The 7,878-nt window shown below is 57.8% G+C and carries 8 protein-coding genes; 3 read left to right on the top strand and 5 right to left on the bottom strand.

Annotated features, from left to right (window positions below; genetic code table 11):
• Nucleotides 1–220 precede the first annotated feature (220 nt).
• The 3 genes from EKH80_RS23385 to EKH80_RS23375 all read right to left on the bottom strand — a co-directional run bounded on the left by EKH80_RS23385 (nt 221) and on the right by EKH80_RS23375 (nt 2,465).
• On the bottom strand, nt 221–748 hold the full coding sequence (locus EKH80_RS23385; RefSeq protein ID WP_126687210.1) for a peroxiredoxin family protein: 528 nt from the start codon (nt 746–748) through the stop codon (nt 221–223).
• Between the two features lie 79 nt (nt 749–827).
• Nucleotides 828–1,952, bottom strand: coding sequence for a transporter (locus EKH80_RS23380; protein WP_230473903.1), 1,125 nt, complete (start codon nt 1,950–1,952; stop codon nt 828–830).
• Nucleotides 1,953–2,132: 180 nt separating this feature from the next.
• A complete protein-coding gene (locus EKH80_RS23375) occupies nt 2,133–2,465 on the bottom strand; it encodes a DUF2946 domain-containing protein (protein WP_268991950.1) in 333 nt (110 codons plus the stop codon).
• Between the two features lie 285 nt (nt 2,466–2,750).
• Between EKH80_RS23375 and EKH80_RS23370 the strand changes: the two genes are divergently transcribed.
• Together EKH80_RS23370 and EKH80_RS23365 are read left to right on the top strand one after the other, a co-directional pair.
• Nucleotides 2,751–3,047 (top strand): autorepressor SdpR family transcription factor, encoded by a 297-nt coding sequence (locus tag EKH80_RS23370; protein ID WP_126687208.1) that lies wholly within the window; start codon nt 2,751–2,753, stop codon nt 3,045–3,047.
• Entirely contained in the window at nt 3,044–3,418 is a 375-nt protein-coding gene (locus EKH80_RS23365; RefSeq protein ID WP_230473902.1) for a hypothetical protein, read from the top strand. The genes EKH80_RS23370 and EKH80_RS23365 overlap by 4 nt, the downstream gene beginning before the upstream one ends.
• Before the next feature lie 112 nt (nt 3,419–3,530).
• Here the strand turns inward: EKH80_RS23365 and EKH80_RS23360 are convergent, their stop codons facing one another.
• Nucleotides 3,531–3,743 (bottom strand): cold-shock protein, encoded by a 213-nt coding sequence (locus tag EKH80_RS23360; RefSeq protein ID WP_126687207.1) that lies wholly within the window; start codon nt 3,741–3,743, stop codon nt 3,531–3,533.
• A 1,826-nt stretch (nt 3,744–5,569) separates the two neighbouring features.
• A complete protein-coding gene (locus EKH80_RS23355; protein WP_126687206.1) occupies nt 5,570–6,100 on the bottom strand; it encodes a dihydrofolate reductase family protein in 531 nt (176 codons plus the stop codon).
• Between the two features lie 203 nt (nt 6,101–6,303).
• Here EKH80_RS23355 and EKH80_RS23350 point away from each other — a divergent pair, with 203 nt between their 5' ends.
• Nucleotides 6,304–7,518, top strand: a complete 1,215-nt coding sequence (locus EKH80_RS23350; RefSeq protein ID WP_158628935.1) for a M23 family metallopeptidase — start codon at nt 6,304–6,306, stop codon at nt 7,516–7,518.
• Nucleotides 7,519–7,878: the final 360 nt, after the last annotated feature.

Below are 7,878 nucleotides of genomic sequence, written 5' to 3'. Positions count from 1 at the left end.
TGGCTGCCGGCTTACTCCGATCCCGCCCCTTGCCGGAGCGGGATCTACGAAACCCTACTGAGACTCGACGCTAATCAAGTGCAAGCAGGGGAGGGAACCGCCTGTCGTGCAGCAGAGACTCGACGCTAATCAAGTGCTTGCAGGGAAGGGAATCAGCAGAGACTCGACGCTAATCAAGTGCGCTCAAAGGGGTGGATGGCCCATCCCGGTGGGGTTGCATTCAGTGCGATGCCTTCAGTAACGGCGTAACGACGCTGTCGAGTCGCGCTTGCGTCCAGGTGGGATCCTGGTCCTTCCAGCCGTTGTCCACGAGTAGCCCATGGCGGTCGACGGTGAAGCTCACCGGCAAATGCCAGATGCGTCCATAACCGGCTACGTGAGGGTCACCCAGCAAGCCCACGGGAAAGCTCAAGCGATCCGCTGCCGCGTGAACCTGCTGCATGTTGTCTGCGTCATCGAGGCTGAAGCCCAGCACCACCAAGCCATCCTTCGCGTGCTCACGTGCGTACTGCGACAGCAATGGCAACTCTTGTTGGCAGGGGCCGCACCACGTTGCCCAGAAGGTGAGGATCACCACCTTTCCGCGCAGATCGCCGAGCGCGATGTGCTTGCCGTCGAGCGTGCTCAGGGTGATGGGCGGAGCGGGCTTGCCGACCACCAGATCGTTGGCGTGCAGCGGCAACGAGGCAGCAATGAGTGCTATTGCTGCTGCCATGCATTGCACGTAACGGTTGATACGTTCAAACATTTTTCTACTTCCCAACTCGTCTTCCGAAGCGTTGCCGCCTTTTGAGCGGCAACGGCTTTCGAATGGTCATTTCAGCAGTTCAGAGCTTCATGCTTATGCCTACGGTTCCCGTCCAGCCAGGGAATATCTGATATCCCTGCAAGTGGCTGTAGATCGGCACCTGCACGAACGCGTAGACCTGCAGGTTCTTGCTCAGGCTGCCACTGATGCCTGGGCTGAGATAGGCAACGGTACCTTCCGTGTTCGGGTGGTCAGCCAGAAATCCTTGATCGGCCATCTTGTGCAGCCAGTTGATCTGCAACTGCGGGACCCAGTTCGCATGCGCCTCGTAACGCAGGCCGACGCTGACCGTGGCGGTGTTGCCGGGACGGAAATTCGCACCAGGGCGATCCAGGTTCTCTTTGACGGCGGTTTGAAACTGACCGTTCACGAACGCATCGAAGTTCTGGCTCACCGGTTGGAAGTAGTAGCCGCCAAGGATGATGTCCGTACTTCCGGTGCCGGCCTGCAAGCTGGTGTCGAGCGATTGCCCCAGATTGGGACCTGACTTGAACGTCACCGGATGGCCGACCAGATTTCCGTCGATGTCTTGGCCGCCGTAATGACCGGTGGGCAGCTTGACCCCCAACTGCACACCCAGGTTATGCGTGGGCAAGAAGCCCTGGTAGCTGGCGATGATCTTGCCGTCGCCGATGCCGGATACATGCGCATCACTGATCTGGTTGGGCGCGGTCTCGCCAGGCGTGTACGGAGCCAGCTGAGTGCCATAGGTGGAATGGTCTCGAATCACGTAGGGCAGCAAGAACGTGACACCCCAATCGGCGTTGAAGCGATACGTTGCCGAGACATTGATGTAACGGTTGATCGTGTTTCGCTCGATTTCCCCGCCGCCCAGCGAAGGATCAGAAGGCTGATTGACGACCTGTTCGGGATTGGCCTTGCCGCTGCCATGCCGAAGCTGATTCTGATCGATGAAGGTGTAATCGATATTCACGCGCCAACCGGACGCGGTCGAATAGCCGGTGGCGGCATCGGTGCTCAGCGTGCAGCCGCAGGTGGCGCAGGCATGAACCACTTGCGGGAGGAAGCCGGCGGCGCACAGGGCTGTGATCGCGATGACGGGCTTGCTCGCAAAGCGCATCGTGCGTCCACGCAGCAATGAACCTTTACCGGCGCGGTTGTCAGGGAAATGCTTGGTTGGCATGGAAAAAAGACTCTCTTGAGAAGGCAGCGATGCTCGGATGGGCCGAGTCGCGCGCAACAATGGAAATCCGTGCGACGTCGATGCGTGCGCCTTCAAGGCGCGCGACGGCCGCACACGGAACAGGAATGGGGAGAAGGGCAATCATCGCGGTACGTGTGCCGCGTCAATGAAGCTTGCCGATTAGCTGATACGTGCAGGCGGTCCGCGTGGATCGGCGCTGAGCAGCGGTGCGTAGGGCCGGTCGCTAGGCAGTGCCGCCGTCGAAACAGCGGACGGAGGGGTTGCCGGAACAAGATGGACCAGCGTGCTCGACCCCACAAGTGGGCTGTGATGGAGCAAGAAGCAGTAACCGCAGCGCGCCATCGGGTCCGCGGGCGCGTGCGGCGAACCCTGTTGCCTTGCGCCTGGCGCGGCGTGCTCCAGGCAAGCTCCATCCATGCCCGGCATGGCGCCGGTCATCGGCATCGTGCGCGACACGACGGGCATCACCACGATAAACGCCATGGCTAGCATCGCCAGCCATGCCATGTACCGATGTAGAGCCTTTACACGGAGCACCGTAAATCCCTGTAGCGAAAGTATGACCTCGCCGTACTCCCCATTATAGGGCGACCTGCCTTACGCGGTGATGTGGTGTTCCGCCACGCAACGGGAGGCGCTCAGCCAGCTTAAGGGTCTCTTGGGGCCGAAAGCGGAGATTCCCCGGCGGGCCGATCGACCGATCGCTTTCATTGCTACGAGTTGGCCATCGACGGGTCGCCCCTTGACACAATTCGATAATTAGCTAATTATCACATCATGAGCAAGGTGTTCCGGGCCCTTTCCGATCCCACCCGCCGGCGGGTGTTGCAGCTCCTGCGTAAAGGGCCGATGAGCGCGGGCGAGCTCTGCGATCAGTTCGACGTTTCCAAGCCGACGATGTCGGCGCATTTCGGGGTGCTGAAAGAGGCTGACCTGGTGCACGCCGAGAAGGCCGGCAAATCCGTCATCTATCACCTGAAACTCTCAGTACTTGAAGAAGCGCTGCTGGGTTTCGTCCATTCATTTGGCGTGGGCACGCAGAGGCCGCAGTCCAACGAGGAGACCGAGCGATGAAAAAGGAACTGATCGGAGCTCTAGCCTGGGCTGGCGTCATGATCGCCTTGGCGTTCGGCATGACCTTCGCGAACCGGCTGGGCTACATCGATCGCGACACGGTCCTAAGGGTGGTCACCGGTGCAATCGGGCTCTGGCTGGCCTGGTATGGGAACCGCATGCCCAAAGCTTTCGTCCGCAGCGCCCGGGGACGCCAGGCCCAGCGGGTCGCCGCCTGGTCGCTGGTGCTGAGCGGGCTCATCTACGCGGGATTATGGACGTTCGCCCCGATCCCGCTGGCGATATGGGGCGGGTCTGGCGTGGTCTTGGCGGGGATAGCGGTGACGTTCGGCTATTGCCTGTCGCCGCCGGCCAAGGCGAGAGCCGACTGATTCGGCCTTTCTTCGGGAGGGGCTGTGAGCTCGGCACCGCCTGCATGCCCACCAAAACGACCATAAAAAAAGCCCGACGCAGGGTCGGGCTTTTCTTGAACACGCTGATGGCTCAGCTCAATTGTACGTTTTCAGCCTGCAAACCTTTCTGGCCTTGAGTCACGCTGAAGGACACCTTTTGGCCTTCCTGCAGGCTCTTGAAGCCTGAGGACTGAATCGAACGGAAGTGAACGAATACATCGTCACCACCCTTGTCTCGACTGATGAAGCCAAAACCTTTGGCATCGTTGAACCACTTCACAGTACCGGTTTCTACTTGGGACATTGTCATATTCCTTGGAGCAAGTGACGCCGCATAGCGGCAAAAAGCTGGTCGCAAGGAGAAGCGGGTACAACGGTGTAGTGGAACTTTTTCCTACAGCATCGGGCCACAATTCAGGGTGACCCTTGAAACTCAGCCCCACGAGCCTAGAGGCTATCACGCAGAAATGCAAACGAAATCGACTTTCCGTTCAGGTTGACCCGCTTGGTGCGGATCGCCCCAGGTAGCTCACCCACCTTGCATCAGGTCACAGAGCACTGACCATCTCAGATCGTTGGCCAACCGAACTTCAAGTGCGGAGCGACGCTTCACCCAATACGAATCTTTCAGCCGTCACCCACTGACCATCGTCGACTGTCATGAGCGACAACTCACTGCATACGGTCGTTAGCACTCCTCGCTGCTTGATCCGATTCTCCAGAGCCATCCCTAGCATGACGGATTGACGTGGCGACAGTCCTCCCGCTATCGGCACACGTGGCATGACTTGACGCGTTACCGATGGCACGACCGGGAATAGCTGCGATATTCGAGACTCCAGGCGAAAGATGGGTTCCGTGGGTTCCGGGGCCAGATAAACAGCGTCAAGCGAGTAACCTACGCGAGCCAGTGCGATTTCAAAAGGCGAAGAGAATGCGCACACTGCGGCGAGCTGCTCAAGGCTTTCATTCGTCCATTCGCCAGGTGAAGAGGGATGGGCGCGTATGGCTATATAGGCCCCAAACGATTTCGTCGCGGACCTGTCGTAACGATTACGCAAGTCGCCGAACCATAGGTCGACTTCAGGCAAACGAAGCGCGAGTAGCGTATTGGCGACGAATGAGTGGGACATGGATACTTCCAACAACGTCATAGACGGATGCTCTGCCCACGCTCGCCACCTCAATAAAAAGTGTGTTTGTGGATGTTGCCTGGAGCGAGCGCGCCCCACTTATGCGGGTGAGCAAGCCTTATATACAGCTATGATTCGGCCGCTTTTGTCGCCTAAGCGAAGCTTATTTCTTCATCGGGATCACAAGCGATCATGTCCCGTCGAGAAACGATCCGAATAGATGCCGGCCGCTTGAGCGACATGGCTTTAAGTCTCCATGCTTTCTGGCAAAAAGCGGCTTGTCCATTCACTTGTTGATGACTGGATCATGGAGGGAGGTGACTTGGTGCAACATCATCGTGCGCGCGATAGGGTTTTGCCCGTGACCGCGTCGAATGACGATATTGCCCGAACTCACCGAGGCATCCCTGCCCTCAGCGGAGATTCCTTCTCGGTGAGGGCGTCCCTGCCGAGCCGAGACCCATCAGGCACAGTGGATCAAACTTCCACTGAATAGTCAGGCGTCAGTACTTTTTCTTCCTGGCCAACAAGTCAGGACGCAAGGGCGAACGTCCCGGCGGCACCGGTTCGCGAACATAGGCGGACGTCTTCGAATATCGAACGGCTTCTGTGTCGGTCGGCCTATTCTTGGGCGTTCCCCCGGATGAATAGACACTATGAATCTGCGCCGCCGAGAGCGGCTCACTATTGCGGGGCATGATCAATCTACCTAAAAAGCGGTCGCGAAAGTGCGCGACGACACGGGAGGGGATCCCTGCAGGATAAGGAGCAGGGCCATACTCATAGGCGACAGATTGCGATCGCAGGTGAGATGTCGGGCTCAATGCGCTCCCGACATTGAGTCATCATGCGCCCCTGTGGCGCAAATAGCAATTTTCGGAATGGGCCACGAATTCAACAATATCCTGGCTTTTACCGATAGGAGTGGGTGCGTCGTGTTCGCAAGTATTACGAGCTTTGGCTAAGGGGCCGGTTAGCGCAGATTTTGTCGGCAGCGCTAAGCAGGAATGTACGTCAACCTAATCACGTCCTCGACAATCAAATCGCTGGCCACGAGGCGGAGCCGCGATCGAGGGCCCGCGAAAAATGGCTTGCCGCCACCGAGCACGACGGGGTGAAGATAGAGTCGATATTCATCGATGAGGCCAAGGTCGGTCAGGCTTCGCGCCAGGTCTGGTCCGGCGATTTCGATCTCTCCGGGGAGCTCGGCCTTCAGCCCTCGTATCACCGCCTCGACGTCATCGGCGACAAGGGTGGCATTCGGGCCGACGGACTTCAGCGAGCGCGACACGACCCACTTCGGTTGGCTCCGCCACAGCGCCGCGTAGTCACGCTCCTCAGCGTTCCAATCCGGATGGTCATCGTCCCAATAACGCATGACCTCGTACATGCCGCGACCGTACACCATGCCCGTCAGTTCGCGCACTTGCTCTATGAAGTAGCGAAAAAGCGACAGACTGGGCGCAAATTTCTGGTGGTCGACGTAGCCATCCAGGGACACGTTCAATCCGAAGACGAGCTTGGCCATGGTAAATCTCCACTCCAGCGCCTAGGCACGATGGATTAACACTCAGAGGCAGCATATGCCTCCCGACACATTGTCCTCAACCGGTATCTGCGAGTAAAAATCGTGCGAACCTAAGCGCATTGTTCATGTACGAGCCAAAACGACGCTCTACCGCCAATCACCCAGTTACCCACGTCATTTGCTTTGTAAGGGAGTGCAAGGCCATGAAGAAAAGGTCCGTTGACGTCGCCACTTCGACCAAGCTGCTAGTTAAAGCGGGGATCGCGGTTGCTCTGCTTGCTTCAACTGTATGCCAAATGGCATGCGCGTCTGATACGACCGGTAAACCAACGCTCCCCAATCGGTCGCCGTTCCCGCCACAGATCCAGCTACAGGTTCCCTATGCGCCGACGGCCTTTCCTGCGGAAGACGGCGAACATCTTCTATACGAACTATATATCACCAATTTCGAAGATGCGCCGATCACGCTCGATCACGTTGATGTAATCGATTCGAATCAGGCCGATCGACCGCCATTGGCGACTTTTGCCGGACACTCGTTGAATGAGATCGTGCGGAAGGCTGGCACGGACGACATCATGGATATTAGCAACGTGGCGAAGCCCGTCAACATTAACGCCGGAAGTACGGTGGTGTTGTTCCTGTCGGTGACGCAGCCACCCAAAACATCCATGCCGAAGCAAGTAGTGCAGCGTCTTGCACTTACCAACGGTGATGTCGTTCAAGGTGCACCCGTAGGCACGCAAAACACTCGATTGAAGGTGCTCGCCCCGCCTGTCGAGGGTACCCACTGGATCGCTGACGACGGTCCGAGCAACGCATCGGACAACCATCATCGACGGGGAATCTTTATCGTCGATGGAAGGATGACGGACTCTCGTCGCTTCGCAGTCGACTGGAAACAAGTTGAACAGGGCATGCCCTACCATGGCGACGTTCACGCTGATCGTTCGTACTACGCATACGACAAACCCGTTTTCGCCGTCGCCAGTGCCACCGTCGTATATGTACGGGACGGATTGCCCGATAACCCACCCGGGCACAACCGCGATTTTCATCCGGCGCTTCCGGTGACCTTCGACAATACTGGCGGAAATACCATCGTCCTCGATCTCGGTGACGGGCAGTTTGCACACTACTACCACCTGAAGGCGGGTAGTATCCAGGTGAAGAATGGTCAGAGTGTTCAAGTCGGCGAAGTCATCGCGCACATCGGTGCTTCGGGGGACGCGCGCGAACCGCATTTACACTTCGAGGTGACGACGGAAGTCCCTTTGCTCGCCGGTGAAGGCATTCCCTATGTGATCGATCACTTCCAGGTTATCGGAGGCGCCGGGCACACCTTAGGCCCTCGCAAGAACGAGACGCCGCTTGACGGAATGCTGGTAGATTTCGGGAAGGGAAGATCGAGGAACTAACTGAGGCAACGCGCTACCTTTCGCCTCAACTGGATTCTGGCGACGATTCACGCCTAATTTGCGAAACAGGGGGCTGACCCTGAGGTATCCCCCCCTTTTTTGCCTAGGACCATCGGCAAATCAAAGAGACAGTTGTAGCAGCGCCTATGCTTTTGCTCGTCATTCCGGCTTTCGCCGGAATGACGACTCGCTTCGAAACGGCATCAACGTAACACTGATTTCTACGGGAATGATTGCCAGAAAAACGTGGGGATAGGTCAGAGTCTGAGGTTTCCCCACGAATTCATAGTGGCGCACACATCTGATCGGCCACCGATGTTGGCAATTCTCGCAGTCGCATCAGCCACTGCGATATTCGCT

This window comes from Dyella choica (genome assembly GCF_003977665.1).
GTDB classification, from domain to species: Bacteria; Pseudomonadota; Gammaproteobacteria; order Xanthomonadales; family Rhodanobacteraceae; genus Dyella_B; species Dyella_B choica.
The sequence above is the reverse complement of the archived record's forward strand: the minus strand, read 5'-3'. Positions and strand labels throughout refer to the sequence as shown.